This is a genomic window from Klebsiella sp. MPUS7 (assembly GCF_009905335.1).
Taxonomy (GTDB): domain Bacteria; phylum Pseudomonadota; class Gammaproteobacteria; order Enterobacterales; family Enterobacteriaceae; genus Klebsiella; species Klebsiella grimontii.
The window spans coordinates 2,792,166-2,812,124 of sequence record NZ_CP047604.1 but is presented as its reverse complement, the minus strand read 5'-3'; the positions used below and the strand labels follow the sequence as shown (position 1 = coordinate 2,812,124).

The following is a 19,959-nucleotide window of genomic DNA, read 5'->3' as shown; positions in this document are numbered from 1 at the left end:
AAAACCTACATTTGCAGAAATGTTACACCCAACTCCAGGGTGCAATCGCTCTACGAATGGTTGTTAGTGAAAAAAGGGTCACCGCATGAAGTCTAACCTTTTTCGAATTAAGGAGTAGGGTATGGTCCCGTTCTATGATTGGTGCGACTCGGCTGACATGCCATTAGGTAATCACCATGTTCGTGTCATGACGGGCCGGCCAGGAGATATTGCCACTGGCATTCAGATGACAGCTAGGGCTATCCCCGCCCACTACACTACAGAGGAGCGGATTGCCGCCGCGCTTGCGAAGTTGGGTAAGACAGCAGCTGCTCATATGCTCAACGATCTCCTTCCGCAAACTGCGCAGATTAGGTCGGGTGACCTTGGCGAGATCTATGCAACAGAATGGATTGATGCGTACAGCGGTTATCGCGCGCCTATCAAAAGACTGCGCTGGAAGGATCATCGCAATATGGCAATGCGCGGCGATGATGTCATCGGTATGCTTCTCGACGCTGAAACACAGCGACTCAGCTTCCTGAAAACAGAAGCTAAAAGCCGTATTAACCTGCGCGCTCAAACGCTTGAGGAGGCTCGGAGCGGCTTAGATAAGGATAGCGGCCTTCCCTCGTCGCATGCGTTATCTTTTATCTCGGCCAGACTTATGGAGATAGGCACCGATGCACCGCTCGTAGACGCAATCGACGAGGCGCTCTACCGGCACGGTATCCCGCCCGAGAGCGTTAAACATCTACTCTTCACGTTTTCAGGTAACCCACCACAGACGCTGCTAACGCAGGCGCTACAGGCCTATCCTGGCCCGATTGGGCAATGGGGTGTCGGTTTACATATCGACAACCATGCTGCTTTTGTCGGAGCCGTCTACGATCGAGTAATTGCCGATGCCAACAACCCCTGATGCTATCATTGCTGCTATAACGGACGCGGCGACGGTCGGCTTTCGCGGCAGGCTCATTGCACGAGGCCAGGCACGTGCAATGATCTGGCGTGACGGTGTTCTTCCTCCTGGTGCGCCGGATTTCTCGGCTCAACTCAGCTTCGATCTTCACAGTTACGCGTATGGTTTGCTTGGACTAGGTCTGCGCCTTTTAGAGTCAGATGGCGATCCGAATCAAGCACGGATCGCATTCGAACAGGCGGCGACAGCGCTTGAGTCGGTCATGGCCAACGGCAATCGCGAAGAAGCTGATCGCGATTTCCATTTCCTCCTTGCTGCTGCCAGTTATCACCTCGCGCACCTTTCTGCCCGGGCCTATTCCCTCCTCGCAATTGTGGCCGATGAAGCAAATTTCTCGCCGATCGAGCATGCGCTCACTCTGTTGATACGCCGAGATATCAATTCGCTGCGTACACGCGTATATACCTTTCGTCTCGATGGTCGTGGATCTGATGCGACCATTACGACATTCTTACAGCAGCATCTTACTGAGTCCATCGTTGCCGATGCGGCGGAACGAGATGGAAAGGACTTTCTTTTCGAAGGCCTGAATCTCGCACTGACAGATGTTTTCTTCGGTGCCTTTTCGATGTTCCTGCTCGCCCTAGATCGCGGTGAATATATTCTTCTCGAAAGAGCGATCGCCCAGCTTCGTGAAAACCTCGACATCTGCGGGGAGCTGAACCTTATACCGCAATGGTGGGTGCACCGAATTGCTATCCATCTGCTTAACGATTTCTGGTCGAACACCTTCCACGAAAAAGTTCCGCTGCTTCCCGCTGGCGGCGTTGCCCCTTCGTGGCCTGTCCTTCGTGAACTCTTCATTGGCTTGCTCGCTCGACGCCCAAGGGCAGAGGTCGACTTGTGGCCGTCGCAGATTGAAGCGGCATCGCGAGCTGTCAACCAGACCGACAACCTCGTTGTTTCGTTGCCGACCAGCGCAGGTAAGACCCGCATCGCTGAATTGTCTATTCTGAGATGTTTAGCCGGTGGGCGGCGTGCCATTGTCGTGACCCCGCTTCGCGCTCTATCAGCGCAAACCGAAGCCACACTTCAGCGTACCTTCGGGCCTCTCGGCAAGACCATTTCTGCCCTTTATGGCAGCATCGGGGTGTCCGGCTTCGACGAAGATGCCATCCGCGGGCGTGATATTGTTGTCGCAACCCCAGAGAAGCTCGATTTCGCCTTGAGGAACGATCCGTCACTGCTCGACGATGTGGGCTTGCTCGTTTTCGATGAGGGCCATATGATTGGTTCAGGTGAGCGCGAAGTTCGTTACGAGGTTCAGATTCAGCGCCTCTTACGTCGTCAGGACGCAGATCAACGCCGCATAGTCTGTCTATCGGCAATTCTTCCGGACGGAGATCAAATGGAAGACTTCTCGGCGTGGCTACGGCGCGATCAACCGGGAGGTCCCATTAAGAACGATTGGCGCCCGACGCGTTTGCGGTTCGGCGAGGTCACCTGGAATTCGCCGACAGCGCGCCTGAATCTTCGCGTTGGTGAGGAAAGGCCATTTGTGCCCAGATTTCTCACTGGTGCGGCACCGCCGCTGTTCGTACCACCGAAGAAGCGTCGCAATCGACTCTTTCCGGACAATCAGCAGGAGTTGAGCCTTGCAACCGCATGGCGTCTAGTCAGAGATGGTCAGACAGTGTTGATCTATTGCCCAGAGCGCCGCAGCGTCGAACCATTTGCCAAGGTCATCGTTGACTTACATTCGCGCGGTGCACTCGAGTCTTTGCTAACAGTCGAATTGACCACTTTGCAGATCGCTATTGCACTCGGTGAGGAATGGCTTGGGACAGACAGCTATATTCTGAAATGCCTTCGGCTTGGTGTGGCTCTTCACCATGGTGCCTTGCCGACAGCTTATCGCAAGGAAATCGAGCGCCTTCTGCGAGAAGGTATACTCAAGGTCACGATCTCATCGCCGACTCTGGCGCAGGGACTCAATCTCTCGGCGACAGCGGTCGTCATGCATTCGCTCTACCGGCACGGTGAAATGATCAAGGTTTCGGAATTCAAGAATGTCATCGGCCGCGCAGGCCGTGCTTATATTGATGTAGAAGGCCTTGTTCTCTATCCCATCTTTGAAGATGTGAATAATAGGAAGCACAACAAATGGGTCAATCTGATAGAAGACCACGGTGCTCGTGAGATGGAAAGCGGGCTCATCCAGCTCATCTTCTCGCTGCTGAGCCGCATGCACTCCCACATTGGCGGTAATCTCGACCATTTGATCGACTATGTTGTCAATAATGCTGCTGCATGGGTCTTCCCAGAGGTTGCCGGTGAAAAGGTTGATGAGCGAGAGCAGGCGCTGAAAGAGTGGGATCGCCATATGGCGACACTAGATACCGCCATTCTCAGTCTCATTGGTGAGGCCGATGTACCCGATGATCAGATCGAGACCGCTCTCGACAGTATTCTCCAATCTTCACTCTGGCAACGCCGCCTGCTGCGTGTTAACGACGAATCACGGGCTGCCTATCGCACCGCGCTGTTTACTCGGAGCCGTTATATCTGGGCGAATTCGACTGCCGTCACACGGCGTGGCTATTTTCTGGCTGGGCTTGGTCTTGAAGCTGGACGTGCGCTGGATGTAATTGCACCGGAGGCGAACAATCTTCTCATGCAAGCTAATGCAGCCTTGGTTGTATCAGATCATGAGGCTGCAATCACTGCGATCACAGATATCGCCGAACGCGTGTTCACCTTTTATCCGTTTGAACCAGACACACTCCCGGCGAATTGGCGTGAAATCCTCAGAGGTTGGCTGCTTGGGCATCCCTTGGCAATGATGATCGCCGGAGAGGAGGTAGACGCATTGCAATTTATTGAGGGCGGTCTGGGCTATCGTCTTCCTTGGGCTATGGAGGCGTTGCGGGTACGTGCCGCCGCCAACGGTGATACCGTTGGCATGCCTGCACTAGCGTTGGAAGACTATGAACTCGGCCTTGCTGTTCCAGCTGTCGAAACGGGGACGATGAACTGCTCAGCCTCAATACTGATCCAGGCGGGTTTTAATTCACGACTGGCGGCCATCAAAGCCGTCACCGATACGGCTGCTAACTTCACGAACGGGGTGGAATTGCGCGATTGGTTGCGTTCACCTGGTCTCGCTGTCTATTCGGCACAACCAAACTGGCCAACGGCCGAAGCTCGGACTATATGGCTCGAATTCATCCAGGAATTTGCTCCGTCAGACAACCTTTCTTGGGCGCGGCGAGATTATCTTGGAAACGTCAATTGGTTCGATGTTCCGGCGCCTTCCGGAACTCCAGTCGGTCTCTTTCATTGGAACGGACAACCGCTAGTGCTTGCACCAGATGGGCACGCGATTGGTCTGCTACAACACCCTCTTAACCTTAATCGGCGAGGTCTTGTGCGAGCGACGGTCGCTATGAATAACGGCCAGATCAATCTGAGCTATCTCGGCCCTGATGATTTGTGGGTAGTTGCGAAGCCACATTAAGATAGACTGCTATAAAGGAATTAGCTGGGGATCCCTGTGGTAGAGCACGGTTTTCACCATATGTTCAAACATGTTAGGATTTAAATTTTAAACCACGCCACCCATAGCCGCGCTATCTTGCCATTTTGCGGCAACTGCTGGGATAATGCGGTGGCCGAATCGTTCTTCAGTTCGCTGAAAAAAGAACGGATCAGGAAACACATCTATATAACCTGGGATATGGCCCGGGCGTATATCTTCGATTACATTGAAATGTTCTACAACTGGGCCCGACGCCACAGTCATCTCGGCGGTGTCAGTCCTGAGGCCTTCGAATAGGCCTCGTCGTGAAGACATAATTTATCTACGGGCGTGGGGGCAGCCCAATGGACCGAGAATTCTGAATACTGACGTGGCGGATAACAGCCATGTGGCGTTCCTTCGAAATTCACGAAAGTTGCATTTACATCGAAATTACAGGAATTATGACACACACTTTCTGATTTAAATGTGATGCAAAAGGTATGAAGGTTTGATTGAAGAAACGTTTAGATGAGGTCCTAAAGCTTCTTCACCCATCGTTTTGCATACGGGCAACTATCACCAATCTTCCTTCCTTGCCGGTAAATCAAACTCTTTTTCTACAAATTTTGCAGATCTCGCATCCGTTAAAATAGGCGCAGAATTAAGCGACATCTCGACTCCTAAAATATTTAACACTTTGTATAGTCGCTGAAAACTTGCCTTTGAAGGATTTGCCTCAAGACGAGCGTAAGTCTGCTGAGTCACACCCAATCTGGCAGATAATTCTCTTTGAGTTAATCCTTTCGATTTACGAAAACCAATTAAAAGCGGGCGTAACTGGCTAAGAAGTTTAACTGGAAAAGCAGTATCCATAAGTAGGTGACCATGTTGATTAGTTTAAAATATGTTCAATACTTGTAAAAAAAACAGCCCGTAGGGAGTTTTTTTACTTTACAGCTTATAAGGTGTAATGATGAACTCGTTGTTTAATGAGTAGCAGTGCAGATTGAAAGGTTGCAAATGGGGTCGGCTGGGATTGTATTTATTACGGACTAGCATATAGTGGTACGTGCTGTTAATGATCATTTTTTATGATGATTTATCAGTGCATTTGACGTAGTAAAGCAATGGCCTTTACTGCAATATCGCAATAGTCACTGACATTATCAGGACTGTCAGAATTCTCATGATGCCGCTCCATCGCTGCATGAATAATATCGGAAGTCAGATACATTGGGTGCGTTTGACTTGTTTTTTTTACCATTTCCCAATACCAGCGCTTCATCACCTGTAATGGTTTGTCTAGTGTAGAACCTGATGGTAATCCGCCAGTGATACACACCAGATGCATGTGATAAGCTCGCATAAAATCCTGAAACTCCGAAGAAATATTCATTTGTGAGAGCCCCTTAACACGACTAGAAACTTCGTCCCACTTAAAGCCGCGATCTTTTGTTTCTTTAAGCCATGCAACACCTTTCTCACCAAAATGCCAGGAACCGGCATTCCACTCCAATTGCCCAACAGCATTGTAGGCAACAAGACGCTCTTCAAATTTTGCTTTATATTTCTCTATATAAATAAGAAGATTATCCGCCTGTTTATTAAGTATTGCTATTTGCGTAGTCATCGTTTAAATAGCCCTCCGGACGTTTGCCATTTCAATGCGAGCCATAACCTGATTTACATGCTGTTTCAGCCGCACTAATTCCTTGAGAAGTGGATGATTTAAAACGCCAGCATCATCGGCAATATCACGGACATTTTGGATTTCATCATTCAGCGAAAGAAATACTTTTTTATGGTTTCCATCTATAAATGGTTTGAAATACAGGCAACCGTAACATCCACGACCCTGTGCAAAGGGGCACATGTCTTCTTCATAATTACATCCACCGAGATGGAAATGAAGTTGCCCACCAATTGACCCTGCAACATTGCGGCCTTCCCATTCGCTGCTGTGAACCAAATTCCCAGTCAACATGAGTGCCATCATGTTCTTAAACACAGGGTTACGACCCAAAGCTGCCTCACGAATATCAGCCATCTCAGGGGTGGCTGCAATGTATCGATCTGCAACAACATAAGAGGATTGACCCAATATATAAGCTATCTCAGGAGCACTGGCACCACTCATTGCCATTGAGTGACCAACATTGTGACGAAAGAGGCTTGCGGTATATACAGGTAGTTGATAATCATCGTTTTTTACTGCCTCCTGAATCTCCTGTGGTGAAAATCTGAAAAGCATTTTCTTTAATGACGCTTCCACCATCTTCATTGAAGATACTATGATGGAAAACATTGGGTCGGTATCACCAATTCCAACTAGGTACTTATACAGTAAGATTAACTTTCCAAGTTCTTCCGGAATTGCAACTCGAACTCGATCGATAGTTAGTTTTGACTTTTTGGCATATGGCACAAGTACTGAATAACGCATCCCGTACTTATTCTCGGTATCAACGATAAAATCGCCTCCGGAAAGTTTACCGATCTGTACAGGTCTGGCCCCAATGTAATATACAATGCCAATAATAATGCAGTCCCGTAATGTATCAATTTTAATGGTTTTATTTACAGTTTCCAGATGAATGTTTTTATTTTCTTCAACATCAATTTTTGGACATAGTTTAGATGCCCAACGTTGAATGCCATTTTCTATCATTAGGCATACTTCTTCTGGTATAACGAGGTCTAGGTTTTGGTAGCGAGCCCAGTTATTGTTCCTAGGGCGTGGCACTTCCAGCAATAGATCTTCCAGCTCATTACTGTCATCCTTACTTTCGAAGAATCCACTACGATCAAGTTTTCGTAACGCATAGAGGGTGTAATAGAACTGACTGCTGCCTGAGTGATTTCGCTCAGTCTTCGCAACCAGCATTTGCATTTTTTCAATAAGGCTTTCGCGAGTGATAACCTCAATTTGTTTGAAAGTTGTTGCGACAAACTGAGCAAATTTATCAGCAACACTTGCCGAGTTCTCATTAATGTACGCGATCGTTAAGTATTTCAAGAGCTTGAGTGAAACTGGTGATAAATCACAAAAGTATTTACCAGTTGAGAATAATATAGCCACATTATTACCTGAGAATCTGTATCGCCAATCATCATGTAGATATAAATATCGGTCATCAAATTCTGTTGCATTTATTAAAAACAATCGTGTAGGGAGCTGAATATTTTCAATCCATTCAAGTTGTTCTTTTTCAAAGTGAAGGGGAGAGATTTTAAATAAATCGCCCCCGGTGATATCGCTCTCAGTTGAATAGATCTTTGAATGTGAAGTCTTCGTCATAAACATTATCTTCTAGCAAGTTGTAGGTTTTTGTTTGCGAAATGTTTGTTCCTGGGGAAGCTAAATGCATATCTGAATGTTTCGTACGCTTATAGTTGCTCTGGTTACTCACCACTTCAATAAACCGCTTGGCATATCTTAATGGAACTTTACTGGTCAGTGACCAGCCGCCTAAAGCACGAAGTTGTTCAATAGCTGGTTCGAGTACTCCATTCATCCTTGCTCGAATACCATAGTCTTGCGCCAGTATTAGTGATTCACTCAGGAGACTATTGTAAATAAACTCAAGAGTGATGTTAGCCCAAGTATGTCGCCCAACGTGTGGTGTTATATTAACCATATTATTAATAATCTTATTACTTTTCGCACGATAATGAGGGAATAGGGCAATGAATGCCGGATCAATTTTTTCCTTATAAAATGTTCTAATTGCATCGTAAGTTAATGGAGTTAACCTACCTGAGCCTTTAATAAAAACAAATTCATGGTCATCAATTTTTTTCTCTTCAAATAATGGGGACCGATATTGCTCCATATAAATGGTAAACATAATGAAGTCATCTTCGGTCAGTTCGATTTGTCGCTGTGAATGCTCAGTCTTGAGTGAAGGTTGTTGTTTCCTTGGATCAACTACATCATCTGGTAGATTTTGTACAATCAGGATGAAACGAATGTTACCTCGTGAGTCTGGAAGGGTTGGCCCCACGCAATCCTTCAACAACAATTGAACTTCACCAACACGTAAGCCATAGTTAAACATTAACCGGTGGATAAGGTAGTTACGGTATTGTTGAAATCCTGAATCGAATGGGTTTTGGGGATTAACCACGGCCGTGAATAATTCGCCGGTCTCGATATCTGAAAATTCAGGAGTGGAGGGGATTAGCATGTTCGTTAGTTCGACACTTTGCTGACTGGTGATACTTTTGTATCGGTGTGCGGGTTCGTTCCTGGATACTTCAACTCTGTTGAAGACCCTAATTCTGTCAGCGAGATCTCTGTGGTTCGCCTGGTTAATCTGGTGAGCTTCAACAGGTGACATATCCTGGTATGCCAGATTCATATATCTATAGTTGAGATACTTAAGGAATCGGCCAACGTTTCTGACGTGGTTACCATAGGTGGACTTGTTGGTTCTGGAGAGTGCAGAATGTAAAAACCCGGTAGAGATTATGTCGGTCTCGTCACTCAGGTGCTGCTTCCCGAGCAGGTAAGTAAAGAAGCCATCAAGCTCCCTGATAAAACAGGAGATATTGTAGCCAGACCGATAGAAATCGTAGTCAAATGTTCGTTTGTGCTTCTTAAAGTAATAGACGTAAAAGAAACGCAGCGAACACAGAATGTTTTCTTGAGTCCCCAGATGTTTCTTGCTCAGTTCATTCATTCCATAAATTGTGGCGAACATGACCGGTAGGGTAGTCACATCATCAACTATGAGATGAGTTCTCTGGTTGTTCCTCGATAAATGTAAGATGGAATATGCCATGAACTTAGCGGATGCCCCGTAATTTTTGCGTTATGAAGTCATCGTAAGTCCACAACTAAACTTTGGCAACTGACTGATTCATCGGTAAGTTCCTGAAAGAGAGGAACTCATGAACTTAAGAACAAACCCACCATATTTAACATAATATACATTATGCGCACCAATATTGTGGTGGCTAAATTGAGATGTCCGTCTCTGACCAAATAGACATGTCCGCGCTACAGTCTCACCACAGCGATCACTGCTTTCAAAGGATGAGACTCATGACGGCATACGGAACGGAGTTTTTCTCAATGAACGATGTAAACCGACTCAGGATCCTTCAGGACGTTATCGACCGCCGTCTTACCACACGTCTTGCAGCAACCCGGCTTGATATATCTGACAGACACTGCCGACGGTTGCTGGAGCGCTATCGTGAACATGGGCCGCTTTCACTTGTTAACCGTCGTCGTGGCCAGCCTGGCAACCGGCAACTCATGCCGGGCCTCGCTGAACGAGCACTACGTATTATCCGCGAACGCTACGCTGATTTTGGCCCAACTTTAGCCTGTGAGAAGCTCGCCGAGGTTCATGGGCTGTATCTGGCCAAAGAGACAGTACGCAAGCTGATGACACAGGCTGGCTTATGGATCCCCCGCAAGTTACGGCCGCCTCGTGTGCATCAGCCACGACCGCGTCGGGCCTGCACCGGAGAACTCATCCAGATTGATGGCTGTGAGCATCGCTGGTTCGAGGATCGTGGTCCGGCCTGCACGCTGCTTGTTTACGTTGATGATGCGACCAGTAGGTTGATGCAGCTTCTGTTCGTCAGTTCTGAGTCCACTTTCACCTATTTTGAAGCCACCCGGGGCTACCTGGAGCGTTACGGTAAGCCTCTGGCATTCTACAGCGACAAGGCCAGTGTCTTCAGGGTCAACAACAAGCAGGCCATCGGCGGAGATGGCCAGACTTAGTTTGGTCGTGCCATGAACGAGCTGAACATCACCGGTATCTGTGCCAATACCAGTTCTGCCAAGGGTCGTGTTGAGCGGGCTCACCTTACGTTGCAGGATCGCCTCGTCAAGGAGCTGCGGCTCCGCGGTATCAGTACACCCGAGGCTGCAAACGCCTTTGCCGAAGAGTTCATGGTTGACTACAACCGCCGATTTGCGAAGCCGCCACGTCACGATTTCGACGTTCACCGTCCGCTCGAGAATAATGAAAATCTGGCAGCAACATTCACCTGGCGTGAACAACGTAAGGTATCAAAAAACCTGACATTACAGTACGATAAGAAGCTTTATCTGCTTGAAGATAATGAAGAAAACCGGCGTTTTCAGGGGAAGTACATTGATGTCTGGCAGTATCCGGACGGTACCATCGAGCTCCGGGCTAACGGTACTTCCCTGCCCTTCATAACCTACGACCGGCTGGGAGAACTGGACCAGGGCGCCATCGTTGACAACAAGCGCCTGGGACGTGCTCTGGAGATGATAAAACTGGTTCAGGACAAACGGGACAACACCCGCTCACAGGCCCTGCCATCACTGGACGGCCAGACCTCACGCAGAAAGAAACAGCCCGGAAAGAAATCACAAAGAAGCCTGAATCAGAACGACATGCTGGAAGCCCTGCAGCAACTCCAGGCAAGGAGCCAGGAAATCTTCGGCAAAAGCTGAAACATAACCCACATGCGGACATCTCAATTTAGCCAGAAAGCGGACCTTCAAAAACAGCCCAGACAAAGATAGAGGAAGCAAGATTACGCGATTTTGATCAGAACTCAGTTAACCATCCCGGGATTCTGCTCATGGCCCATTCAGCGCAGTTTTTTACTTTGGATGAAATTAACCCATGTTGTCGACCGGCACCTGACAACGCAGATGGCCGCGCAGCGCCTGGGTATCTTCGCTCGTCAGTGCCGACATCTTCTGTCGCGTTACCGCGAATCTGGCCCGCCTGGTATGGCTGACCGCCGTCGAGGGAACCCCAGCAATAACCAACTGCCTGATGGTCTTGCACATTACATCCGAGATCGCCATACCGACTTTGTGCCGACGCTTACATGCGTGAAACTCGCAGAACTGCACGATGTTCACCTGTCCCAAGAAACTGTCCGTTCACTCATTGTCAAAGCCGGTCTCTGTATCCCTCGCAAACAACGTGCGCCGAAAATTAAGCAGCCACGCTATCGTCTTGCCTGTTGTGGCGAGTTGATCCAGATTGGTGGCTGCGACCATCACTGGTTCGAGAACCGTGCACCCGCCTGTATCGCACTGGTCTACGTCGACAACGCGACGAGCCACCTGATGCAGCTTCGATTTGTAAAATCGGAATCGACATTCACCTATTTTGAGGCCATCCGGGGCTACCTGGAAAAGCAGTATCACATTATACGATGGCGTAAAGATTCCACAGATTGGTTAAGGGAAGTTATTATGCTTCCCTTAATGCACACTTTAAGCAATTTGCAAACTACTCATAAAAATATATATGAATTTTATTCAATAGGTAAATTGTGCAGTTTTAAGAAAGATAGCTTATCCCAATAGCCTCTTTGAAATATAATTTTATTATTTACTATTTGAAAAAAACCGCAACCTCTTAAACCTGATGGGGCACGCCACTCTAAAATTGCCCATTGTCCATCTTCGAAAATGTTTTCAACGATACAAACCATTTCTGGAATAGAAAAATCTTGTTCAAACATTTTCTTTATAGCCTCTTTCCCAATAACTGGCTCATTGGCTACCTGATGGTTTATTGCATTATCATCATATAATTCTGAAATAATTTCTACATCTGCATTATTAAATGCGTCAACCCATTGGCAAAGTATTTCTTTTGGCGTCATATAAATTACCTCCAGACCTGTAAATAATTCTTTTCCATAGCATAACATCAGAATCCTATCAAGCTAAAAATTTATTGGCACGCTCGATGCCATGTTCCTCGACTACGAAGCGGCCAAAGATTATGCAACCCGCTTCAGGCTGGTCACGGCGGCGAATATCCCTTCTTTCGACGCGCTATTGACCATGCTGGCTTCCCTGCTCTACCTACGAACGCCTCTCGGAAATCGTTCAGGGAACAATCGCAGATGTAAGAAACCGCCACGCCATGATAGTAACGTTCACCGTCCTGTGTAAAACCCAGTCATTGCATCTGGCCATGACTGTGTAGTAAATTTGGCTGTTGATTAGGTGCAGAGCAATGATAGAGCGTTTTCTGCGACACGATAATTTTACGCACTATGAAGGTTAAATTTTGAAAGCATCAAATTTTTCGGAATTAATAAAGATAGCCGCTCTGCAGCTTTTTAGAGAAAAAGGATTCAACAATGTCTCCACCCGCGATCTTACACAAAAGCTTAATATTTCCAGGAGCCACATCTATCATTATTATAGTAACTGGGAAACATTAAAAAAATCGGCCATAAAATATATGTTTGATAATGACATCGAGGAATGTCATGCAACATTTAAGGCCTCGGAAAGTATGTCCGCGAGAGTATGCATCGGCGCGCACGAGGCAGATGAGAAACGGCGATGGCCCGAATCGTATAGAGACGCAAACCTGAATACTCCGGACACCGCGCTTCAGGACATCGCTCAAGACGCCGATAGCGGGCAGTATCCGGACGGTACTATTGAACGCCGGGGCAACGGTACTACCCTGCCCTTTATGACTGACGACCGGCTATCTCACCCACGCACTTCTCCCTGAAATTTAACATCGTCGCGGTTAATGTCGAAAATTTGCCACCTGACGTGGTTGGCATCGAGGGTGAAGACTGCCGTGGCGAGGGTGTTCTCCTCATCCGGATCGTCGGCAGCCAGCCGGTAAATTGGCAGTTTGGCGTCATGGGTATCTGAGAGAATGGCTTTTGCCGCCGCGGCGTCAAACGGAGGTTGTGTTTCCCGCCACTGCACGAGGCGTAACTGCCGCGACGCTGAGCTGTCGGTAACGATCTGCTCAACGCCAGCCAGTGCCGCATGCACCAGATGGTTGGCATGCCCGGTTACCGTCGTCAGGGGTAGAACGGAACAGCCTTGACCGGTGGCCTCAACGCTGAACAGCCGCGCATCGCCCAGTTGCCCGAGCGTATGGTGAAACGCCCCGAATCGCGGCTGGCCGGTAAGTATAGTGATTGCCTCGTCGAGGGTGTTCGCATTCAGAGAGGCGCGAGCCAGGATCTGACGCGGTAATCCCTGCGGACGATGCACTGCACGGATGTTATTCACCGTGTTAACGATACCTTTTTCATTCACCGCAAAGGTGTGGCCGCAAATCGACCCCGGATAGGCAAAACTCGTAAAGCTCAGTCCGCGACTCGGAGTAATGGTAGCCAGCAAGCATTCATCCCGTAACTGAGGAAAACCGTCTTCATTGTGCGCGATAATCCGCTCGCCTGCGGCGTTTACCCCGGCCACCGTCGTACAGCCATCCGACGTTGAGCGCACCAGATCGCCACGGCAGTTCCAGGCAAAGACCTGATCAACAGTGGCCTCCAGCCCCTGCGCCAACCCCTCCAACTCCTGCCAGATGTGCGGGTAATGCCGCTGCACCTCGGCGCGCATTAACCGGGTCTCAGGGGATGCCTGCAGGGCCATCACCGTTTGCCACAATGACGTGAGCCTCAGTTTCTGATGCCATGCTTCACGGCCAAGCTCGCCAAGGCGCAGGCCAATCTCAAACGGGGAACCACTGATGTCGATTTTCTTCATGTGATGGATTCACTTATGTTCAGGAAACGTGCTGTAAAAATTCTTTCAGGCGCGGATTGCTACTGGCATTCAGCAGGATATCAGGTGGGCCATCTTCAGCAATGGTTCCACCATCGATAAAAATCAATCGAGAGGCCACATCGCGTGCAAAGCCAATCTCGTGCGTCACTATAATCATGGTCATCCCTTCATCCGCCAGTGAACGCATCACTTTTAATACTTCATGGCGCAACTCCGGATCGAGCGCAGAGGTTGGCTCATCAAACAGCATCATTTTCGGTTTCACCGCCAGCGCGCGGGCGATAGCCACGCGCTGCTGCTGGCCGCCAGAAAGCTCCGACGGATAGTGCTCGGCCCGTTCGCGTAGGCCGACACGTTCCAGCAGCGCCAGCGCCTGTTCGCGGGCTGCCGCTTGACTCATTTTGCGTACGCGAATAGGCCCAAACATCACATTTTCCAGCGCCGTCAGATGCGGAAACAGATGAAATTGCTGGAATACCATCCCCGCTTCGCGGCGGATTTCGCACTCGTTGACGTGGGGATCGGTCAAGTGCATCCCGGCAACCAGCAAGGTGCCGGAGGAGATCGCTTCCAGCTTGTTGATACAACGCAGCAGCGTCGATTTACCTGAACCTGAAGGACCGATAATCACGACCACTTCACCGGCATCAATTTTCAGATTGATATCGTGCAGCACCTGGGTGGTGCCGAAATGTTTAGCGACCGCGCTAAATTCAACCATGCTCATAAAATATGGATCCTTTTCTCCAGTTGCTTCAGCAGGAAGCTCAGGCACAGGGTGACGGCAAGATAAATCAGGGCAACCGCTGTCCAGACCTCAAGGGCACGGAAGTTCCCGGCGATGATCTCCTGCCCCTGGCGCGTTAATTCCGCGACGCCGATAACAATGAACAGCGAGGTGTCTTTAATGCTGATAATCCACTGGTTGCCCAACGCCGGGATCATGCGGCGCAGGGCCAGCGGCATAATCACGTGCCATAGCGTTGCGCGCTGCGATAATCCCATCGCCAGACTGGCTTCTTTAAATCCTCTATTGATGGACAAAATTGCGCCGCGCGTAATTTCCGCAATATACGCGCCGGAGTTAATAATAATGGTGACCATCGCGGCCGTGATGGGGTCGATACGAACAGGCAGAATCATTGGCAAGGCAAAATAGATAAACATCACCTGTACCATAATTGGCGTACCGCGAATAAGTTCGACAAAAATTAATGATAACGTTTTCGCGATGCCGCCTCCCAGTGCACGACAAACTCCCGCCAGCAGACCGATGATAAAGCCGCCCGCCAAACCGACCATAGAGATCAATATTGTCAGCTGCAGCCCCTGTAATAATAGCGGCAGCGATTCCCATATATATTTCGTTTCGAAATTCATAATGCGGTCTATTACTCTCGGTTCTGGCCGGGGCTACCCGGCCCGGCGGGGGTTATTTAGGTTGCTTGTTAAACCATTTGAAATAAATCTTGTCGTAGGTGCCATCCGCGCGTAATGCGTTTAACGCGGCATCGACCTTCGGCGTCAGGCTGCTGTTTTTCTGCAGGGCAAAACCGTATTTCTGCGGCAGAATGCTGTCCGTTTCCCCGGTCGATTTTACCTTACCGCCACCTGCGGTTTTCACATAGTAGAGCACGTTTGGGGAGTCGTGAACGACCGCGTCCAGGTTGCCGGCCTGCAGGTCGAGATAGGCGTTATCAATATTAGGGAATTCGACATAGTTGGCTTTATATTTGGATTTCATAAAACTGGCCGCGGCGGTGCCCTGCTTCAGCCCCACTTTTTTACCGGCCAGCTCGCTGAATTTGGTGATGGAATCATCACCACTTTTCACCGCCATTAAGAGATCCGCATCGTAGTAACCGTCGCTGAAATCAACGACCTGTTTGCGGGCATCGGTAATGGTGATCCCGGCCATTGCCACATCTAAATTACGCGACTGCAGCCCAGGAATTAAACCGCTGAAATCCATAGGACGTAATTCGTAACTGACATTCATTTTCTTCGCAATGGCTTGCCATAAATCGATATCAAAACCAACATATTTATTGCCTTGCTTAAATTCAAAGGGTACGAAGGCGGTATCCACACCGACTAATATTTTATCTTGTGCCATGACGGCAAAACTCGCCGAACAGGCAACCAGTGCCAGGGTAATCTTTAATTTTTTCAATAATGCAGACATAATAATCCTCAGCGTAATTAAGACAGCAGACAGAAGTTTTCGCGCAATACCCTAAAACTGATATTGGCATTGAGAATAAAAACAGTATCCCTACATTCGCACGCAATATAAAAATCAAGGCGTGCCAATTATTTATGCGGGAAGAATAAAATCCCTGGTGTCGGGTACTGGCGTCTGCGCGCCGTTCATAATCATTGAAAGAAAGCTGTAATAACCGTTGATGCCTATCAGATCGACAACGCCCTTTTCCCCCCAGAGATCGATTGCCTGTTGCCAGATATCATCGCTGACTTTTTTATGCTGATGCAGCTGCTGGCAAAAATGGTAAACCACCCATTCATCAGCCTCCAGCGACTCTGGTTGACGCTGTTCATTAATTGCCTGCACCGCCTGTGCCGGGATCCCTTTTTCCCTGGCTATTGGCGCATGAATGGCCCATTCAACCGGCTGCGACCAGTGACGCGCGGTCAGCAGGATGGCCAGTTCCGACAACCGCTGCCCCAGCGCGCTACGGTAGCGCAGATACTCCCCCATTCGCTGCGCATGAGCCATCAGTTCCGGGCTGCGCAACAACGGTTCAAACGGCGGCAGCAGCGCGCCGCGCGGCCCGTTGATAATCTCCTCCGCAAGCTGGCGTTGTTCATCGCTCCACTGCTGTTCTGTCAGCGCAGGTAAACGATTCATGGCTGATGTCTCATCAGTTTATGCGTCTCTTCGCTGATGACTTTGTGCAGGGTATCTACTACAAAATCGAGTTCGGACCGGCTGACAATAAACGGCGGCGCAATCAGGATATGATCGCCCCGCTGGCCATCAATGGTTCCGCCCATCGGATAGACCAGCAGCCCGTGCCCCATGCACTGCGCTTTAATAGCGGCATGTAGCTTCAGCAGCGGATCGAATGCCGTTTTGCGCTCTTTATCGCATACCAGCTCCACGCCGGCGAATAAACCGCGGCCGCGCGTATCACCAACATACGGTAATCCGCCCAGCACATCATGCAGCGCCTGCTGCAAATACGCGCCCTGCTGCTGCACCTGCTCGAGCAAACGATCTCGCTCGATAACCTGCTGTACGGCCAGCGCAGCCGCTGCGGCGGTCGGGTGACAGATGTAGGTGTGACCATGCTGGAACATTCCGCTACCGGCTTGCAGCGCGGCGACGATTTGCTCACTGGCCAGCACTGCGCCAATAGGCTGATAACCCCCGCCTAAACCTTTTGCGATGGTCACGATGTCAGGGACAACGCCATCCTGTTCAAAGGCGTGCAACGTGCCGGTACGGCCCATGCCGCACATCACCTCATCGGCGATATACAGAATGCCGTATTTATCACACAGCCGACGAACGCCTTGCAGATAACCCGGCGTAGGCGGCATTGCGCCGGTGGTTGCGCCAACCACCGTTTCGGCGATAAAGCCGATAATTTTTTCCGGCCCGGCGTCCAGAATTGCCGCTTCGAGTTCGCCAAGTAAGCGCTCGGTATATTGCTGCTGGCTTTCACCCGCCTCACGGTCGCGGTACTCATTACAGGCCGACACGCGCACCACATCCATCAGCAGCGGCGCGAACTGGCGGCGGCGCCACTCGTTACCGCCAACGGCCAGCGCACCCAGCGTATTGCCGTGGTAGCTTTGTTTACGGGCAATAAATAGCGTGCGATCCGGCTGCCCGATCTCCACAAAATACTGGCGCGCCAGCTTCAGCGCCGTTTCAACCGCTTCCGATCCGCCGGAGACGAAATAGGCATAGTTCAGGGAACCGGGCGCGGTGCGGACAAGCTGCTCTGCCAGTTGTTCCACCGTATCGCTGGTGAAAAAACTGGTGTGGGCATAGGCCAACCGATCGATCTGCCGGTGCATCGCCGCCAGCACATCCGGATGGGCGTGACCCAGACAAGAAACCGCCGCCCCGCCGCAGGCGTCCAGATAGCGTTGACCACTGGCATCGGTGATGTAAGCGCCCTGGGCACTGACTGCCACTGCCGGGGTGGTACGTAGGCTGCGGTGAATGATTTGACTCATGCTTTTATCCTGCTTTAGAAATCGCTTTCGCGTAAGTTGAAAGCATCATGCAGGATCCATTTGAATCTCGTCAATTCAATAATGATTCAAATGTATTTAATTTTCTTATGATAAAAGCAAATGAATCATTTATCAGGATTTATCGGGCATCACATACGCCCCGGAGCGTTGCAGATAACGTTCTGCGCTCTCAATTTTATTCACCGCCTCCCTACCGTGGCGGGCAACCAGCATCGCCAGCAAACACTCGGCAACGCCCATACCGGACACTATCGAAGGGAAAAAAGACGGGCTGCTGAGGGAAAACAGCAGCGTGCAGTCCGCCGTTTGCGCCAGCGGCGAAACCGGTGAGTCGGTGATGGCGATAATCCGTGCCCCGGCCTGCCTGGCAGCATTGAGAACGTCGAGAGATTCGCGGGAATAGGGAGAAAAGCTGGTCAATAGCAGGCAGTCTTCCGCGTTGATCTCACGGGTGAAGACTTCGATATTGCTTGCCAGCCCGTCAATCAGCGACACCTGGCGATTGAACAATCGATAGACATAAAACAACGACCAGGCGATAGGAAAGCTGGCGCGGAAGCCGCAAATATAGACCTGCTTCGCTTCATCCAGCAACCTAACCGCTTGCTGCATAGCGTGTTGATTCTCTGCCTGAGTGAATGCCAGATTGGCCTGATGCGCGAGGAACACCTCTTCGTACAGCGCGGGCTGCGTTCCTTTCGCGATCAATTTTTCAGCCTTAGATACATATGTATCATTTCCTAAGCCGAGATCGTCGATAAATGCACTTTTCAGCTCCCGCCAACCGTTATAGCCCAGACGCTGCGCCAGGCGTAGCAGCGTGGCAGGCTTAACGCCGGCTTCCGCGGCGAAGGCGCGCATTGATTGCACCACCAGTTGGTTGGCATTTTGCAGGGAAAATTCCGCCGCGCGCTGGAGTTCGGGCGACAGCAGGCTGAATTGGCTCACAATATTTTCACGAAGATTCATGGCGTATCGTTATCATCCGTAAGAGTGGCTGCGGCGAAACCGGGCCGCAGAAAGGGATATATATAACCATAATTCGCCGTAATTGCATTATGGCAGAGACGGAGACTCATCCCTGCGCCACGGAGCATCGCCCCAGGCGATTGATCCGAAGTCTCTTTATTTGGCGCCTGAAACCGTGGGATTCTCAGGAACGAGCGTCTACCCAACTCTTTGATGGCATTGGCAAAAAACATTGTCGCCGCTATCGCAAAAGAGAAATTATTCGCTTTATTTATAAATTGGCTTGCTAAATAATTAGTCAGGATTTATTACGCAGTAGAGGAATTAAGATGCGTTTCAGTACTATGCCTGACAGTGAAATTATTTCTGAACTGTGCCGAAGAATTAAAGAAACGCGTATACAACTGGGGCTATCACAGATTGAGCTTGCCGAACGCGCGCAGGTCGGCGCGGCAACCATTAAACGCGTTGAACTAGGTGAGTCCGTCACTCTCAGTACGCTGATTGGTATTTTGCGCGGCCTCGACCGACTACATCAACTGGAGTCGATTTTATTCGATTCACATATGCGCACCTTTAAAGCGCAGATCAATTCCGGGGCCCCTTCCCGTATCCGCATTCGGAAAAAAACGCATCAGCCAAAAGAGAAGCAGGCCGCCGCGACGCAGACCAGCGAGTCAAACGCCACCATTAACGAATGGTACACCTCATCGGCTTCTAACAGCGTGGTATGGTCTTTCCAGCCGCCTGACGGAGAGAAAAAAAAGCCCTAAACTGTAGGGCCTGCACCGCCGGGGAAAGAAAAAACGCCTGTCGTTAAACAGG

Annotated in this window: 16 protein-coding genes and 4 pseudogenes; 8 read left to right on the top strand and 12 right to left on the bottom strand. The window is 49.7% G+C overall.

From position 1 onward, the window contains the following. Positions 1–121 precede the first annotated feature (121 nt). The 3 genes and pseudogenes from GUC22_RS13165 to GUC22_RS13155 form a co-directional block, all read left to right on the top strand. Positions 122–901: a Hachiman antiphage defense system protein HamA gene (locus GUC22_RS13165; protein ID WP_160183566.1), complete on the top strand. Its 780-nt coding sequence runs from the start codon at positions 122–124 to the stop codon at positions 899–901. Next, the gene (locus GUC22_RS13160; protein ID WP_160183565.1) at positions 885–4,418 is read left to right on the top strand and encodes a DEAD/DEAH box helicase; all 3,534 of its coding nucleotides are present in this window, start codon (positions 885–887) and stop codon (positions 4,416–4,418) included. The genes GUC22_RS13165 and GUC22_RS13160 overlap by 17 nt, the downstream gene beginning before the upstream one ends. 129 nt (positions 4,419–4,547) lie before the next feature. Beyond that, positions 4,548–4,736: pseudogene (locus GUC22_RS13155) on the top strand (IS3 family transposase); the annotation flags it as partial. A gap of 261 nt (positions 4,737–4,997) precedes the next feature. Here the strand turns inward: GUC22_RS13155 and GUC22_RS13150 are convergent. From GUC22_RS13150 to GUC22_RS13135, 4 genes are all read right to left on the bottom strand, one after another. Beyond that, on the bottom strand, positions 4,998–5,294 hold the full coding sequence (locus GUC22_RS13150; RefSeq protein ID WP_160183564.1) for a helix-turn-helix domain-containing protein: 297 nt from the start codon (positions 5,292–5,294) through the stop codon (positions 4,998–5,000). 229 nt (positions 5,295–5,523) lie between these two features. After that, on the bottom strand, positions 5,524–6,051 hold the full coding sequence (locus GUC22_RS13145) for a hypothetical protein (protein WP_227673673.1): 528 nt from the start codon (positions 6,049–6,051) through the stop codon (positions 5,524–5,526). Positions 6,052–6,054: 3 nt separating this feature from the next. After that, the gene (locus GUC22_RS13140; RefSeq protein WP_160183563.1) at positions 6,055–7,719 is read right to left on the bottom strand and encodes a site-specific integrase; all 1,665 of its coding nucleotides are present in this window, start codon (positions 7,717–7,719) and stop codon (positions 6,055–6,057) included. Beyond that, positions 7,682–9,103, bottom strand: a complete 1,422-nt coding sequence (locus GUC22_RS13135; protein ID WP_227673672.1) for a site-specific integrase — start codon at positions 9,101–9,103, stop codon at positions 7,682–7,684. Before GUC22_RS13135 ends, GUC22_RS13140 begins: the two co-directional genes overlap by 38 nt. A 365-nt stretch (positions 9,104–9,468) precedes the next feature. On the opposite strand from GUC22_RS13135, the pseudogene GUC22_RS13130 reads away from it, so the two are divergent. Both GUC22_RS13130 and GUC22_RS13125 read left to right on the top strand, forming a co-directional pair. Then, a pseudogene (locus GUC22_RS13130) lies at positions 9,469–10,866 on the top strand (ISNCY family transposase). A gap of 131 nt (positions 10,867–10,997) precedes the next feature. Further along, positions 10,998–11,568: pseudogene (locus tag GUC22_RS13125) on the top strand (ISNCY family transposase); the annotation flags it as partial. Between the two features lie 119 nt (positions 11,569–11,687). On the opposite strand, the gene GUC22_RS13120 reads toward GUC22_RS13125, so the two are convergent. Beyond that, on the bottom strand, positions 11,688–12,041 hold the full coding sequence (locus tag GUC22_RS13120) for a nuclear transport factor 2 family protein (RefSeq protein WP_004137050.1): 354 nt from the start codon (positions 12,039–12,041) through the stop codon (positions 11,688–11,690). A gap of 76 nt (positions 12,042–12,117) precedes the next feature. Here GUC22_RS13120 and GUC22_RS27540 point away from each other — a divergent pair. Together GUC22_RS27540 and GUC22_RS13115 are read left to right on the top strand one after the other, a co-directional pair. Beyond that, a pseudogene (locus GUC22_RS27540) lies at positions 12,118–12,216 on the top strand (amino acid ABC transporter substrate-binding protein); the annotation flags it as partial. Between the two features lie 238 nt (positions 12,217–12,454). Next, entirely contained in the window at positions 12,455–12,913 is a 459-nt protein-coding gene (locus GUC22_RS13115; RefSeq protein WP_077258689.1) for a TetR/AcrR family transcriptional regulator, read from the top strand. Here GUC22_RS13115 and GUC22_RS13110 read toward each other — a convergent pair. The 7 genes from GUC22_RS13110 to GUC22_RS13080 form a co-directional block, all read right to left on the bottom strand. Further along, the gene (locus GUC22_RS13110; protein WP_160183561.1) at positions 12,892–13,914 is read right to left on the bottom strand and encodes a C45 family autoproteolytic acyltransferase/hydolase; all 1,023 of its coding nucleotides are present in this window, start codon (positions 13,912–13,914) and stop codon (positions 12,892–12,894) included. The genes GUC22_RS13115 and GUC22_RS13110 overlap by 22 nt on opposite strands. Before the next feature lie 19 nt (positions 13,915–13,933). Beyond that, positions 13,934–14,656 (bottom strand): glutamine ABC transporter ATP-binding protein GlnQ, encoded by a 723-nt coding sequence (gene glnQ, locus GUC22_RS13105; protein WP_024358159.1) that lies wholly within the window; start codon positions 14,654–14,656, stop codon positions 13,934–13,936. Between the two features lie 2 nt (positions 14,657–14,658). Continuing rightward, positions 14,659–15,315 (bottom strand): glutamine ABC transporter permease GlnP, encoded by a 657-nt coding sequence (gene glnP / locus GUC22_RS13100; RefSeq protein ID WP_004137039.1) that lies wholly within the window; start codon positions 15,313–15,315, stop codon positions 14,659–14,661. Positions 15,316–15,367: 52 nt separating this feature from the next. Then, complete coding sequence (gene glnH / locus GUC22_RS13095; protein WP_024358158.1) at positions 15,368–16,120, bottom strand: glutamine ABC transporter substrate-binding protein GlnH; 753 nt, start codon at positions 16,118–16,120, stop codon at positions 15,368–15,370. Positions 16,121–16,252: 132 nt separating this feature from the next. Next, on the bottom strand, positions 16,253–16,804 hold the full coding sequence (locus tag GUC22_RS13090; protein ID WP_024358157.1) for a carboxymuconolactone decarboxylase family protein: 552 nt from the start codon (positions 16,802–16,804) through the stop codon (positions 16,253–16,255). Further along, entirely contained in the window at positions 16,801–18,144 is a 1,344-nt protein-coding gene (locus GUC22_RS13085) for an aspartate aminotransferase family protein (RefSeq protein WP_004137032.1), read from the bottom strand. The genes GUC22_RS13090 and GUC22_RS13085 overlap by 4 nt, the downstream gene beginning before the upstream one ends. A gap of 132 nt (positions 18,145–18,276) precedes the next feature. Beyond that, positions 18,277–19,134 carry a MurR/RpiR family transcriptional regulator gene (locus tag GUC22_RS13080; protein WP_004137030.1) on the bottom strand — a complete coding sequence of 286 codons (858 nt, stop codon included), beginning with the start codon at positions 19,132–19,134 and terminating at the stop codon, positions 18,277–18,279. 329 nt (positions 19,135–19,463) lie between these two features. Between GUC22_RS13080 and GUC22_RS13075 the strand changes: the two genes are divergently transcribed. Beyond that, the gene (locus GUC22_RS13075; RefSeq protein WP_004137028.1) at positions 19,464–19,907 is read left to right on the top strand and encodes a helix-turn-helix domain-containing protein; all 444 of its coding nucleotides are present in this window, start codon (positions 19,464–19,466) and stop codon (positions 19,905–19,907) included. The last annotated feature ends 52 nt before the right edge of the window (positions 19,908–19,959 follow it).